Origin of the sequence: Catenulispora sp. GAS73 (assembly GCF_041262085.1) — a bacterium.
Classification (GTDB): Bacteria; Actinomycetota; Actinomycetes; order Streptomycetales; family Catenulisporaceae; genus Catenulispora.
In genome coordinates this window covers 1-1,575 of record NZ_JBGCCM010000096.1, presented here as the reverse complement: position 1 = coordinate 1,575, position 1,575 = coordinate 1, and the positions used below count along the sequence as shown (strand labels likewise).

The 1,575-nt window shown below is 68.6% G+C and carries 1 protein-coding gene; it reads left to right on the top strand.

What is annotated here, in order from left to right; genetic code table 11:
- The first annotated feature begins 125 nt into the window (after positions 1-125).
- The gene (locus ABH935_RS50835) at positions 126-1,565 is read left to right on the top strand and encodes an NF041680 family putative transposase (RefSeq protein WP_370385237.1); all 1,440 of its coding nucleotides are present in this window, start codon (positions 126-128) and stop codon (positions 1,563-1,565) included.
- Positions 1,566-1,575: the final 10 nt, after the last annotated feature.

Here is a 1,575-nt window from a genome sequence, read left to right as displayed (position 1 = left end):
AGCTTGTTCTTTAACCTCGGCATGATCATTTCATGTCGGGGTTTCTCATTGCCCTGACAAGGCGGCGGCCTTGCCGTGATGCTGTGTGTTTCCGCCAAGAAGCACACGATCAGGGGAAGGCCGCCGTGTCCATTTTCGAGGTTTCCACCGCGCGCGTCGAGGCGTTGAAGGTTCTGTCTGGTTTCCGCCGCGACTTCTATGCCGGTATCCAGGCTCGCGCTGATGCACTGTTCGAGCTCACCGATGCGCTGCTGTGCACCGACGGCCCGGTGAAGACCCTGGTCGATCTGGCTCTAGCCGCCGAACACCGGCGCGGACACGGCGCGCTCTACGACGGGCTGAACGCCGGGGCGATCGAGTTCGCCTGGCTACGCAAGACCCTCGCCGGGCTGCCGCTGCCCCGCTACCGGGGCCGGATCGTCTTGGCGGTGGATGTCAGCAACTGGTTGCGTCCGGACGCGGCGACCAGCAGCGACCGGCTGTTCTGTCACGTCTACGGCCGCGCGAAGAGCAACGCCCAGATGATCCCCGGCTGGCCGTACTCCTTCGTCGCCGCCTTGGAGCCCGGCCGCACCTGCTGGACGGCGCTGCTGGACGCGGTCCGGCTGGGACCTACCGACGACGCCACCGCAGTCACCGCCGATCAACTCCGCCGGGTCGTCACCGACTTGATCGCGCTCGGGCAGTGGCAGCCCGGCGACCCAGACATCCTCATCGTCGCCGACGCCGGCTACGACGCCGCCCGCCTGGCTTTCGTCCTGGACGGGCTGCCGGTCCAGCTGCTGGGACGGCTGCGCTCAAACCGGGTGTTCCTGTTCCCCGCGCCGCCACGGCCGCCCGGCACGAACGGCCGCCCGCCCAAGCACGGCGCCGTGTTCGCGCTGAAGGACCCCGACAGCTGGCCGGCCCCGGCACACCACACGTCCACCGAGACGACCCGCTACGGCACCGCGACCGCCAGCAGCTGGGAACGGCTGCACCCGAGGCTGTTCCACCGGACCTGCTGGCTCGACCACGACGGCGACCTGCCGGTCATCGAAGGGACGATCATCCGGCTGACCGTCGAGCACCTTCCCGGCGACCGGGACCCCAAGCCGGTATGGCTGTGGTGGTCCGGCACCGACGCCACCGCCGCGGACGTCGACCGACTCTGGCAGACCTTCCTGCGCAGATTCGACATCGAGCACACCTTCCGCATGATCAAGCAAGCCCTCGGCTGGACCCGCCCGAAACTGCGCAACCCGGCCGCCGCCGACCGCTGGACCTGGCTCGTAATCGCCGCCCACACCCAGCTCCGCCTGGCCCGACCACTCGCCGCCGATCTCCGCCGCCCCTGGGAACGGCCCATCGCAGCCGACCGGCTCACCCCGGCCCGCGTCCGCCGAGGGTTCCGCAACATCCACGCGAGCACCGCTCAACCCGCCGACGCACCGAAACCCGGCAAGCCCGGACCCGGACGACCTGCCGGCTCCAAGAACCGCAGACCTGCGCAACACCACGACGTCGGCAAAACCGTCAAACGCGAACTCAGCCTCACTGCCAGGCAGAATGCGGCAGTAGGTTAAAGAACAAGCT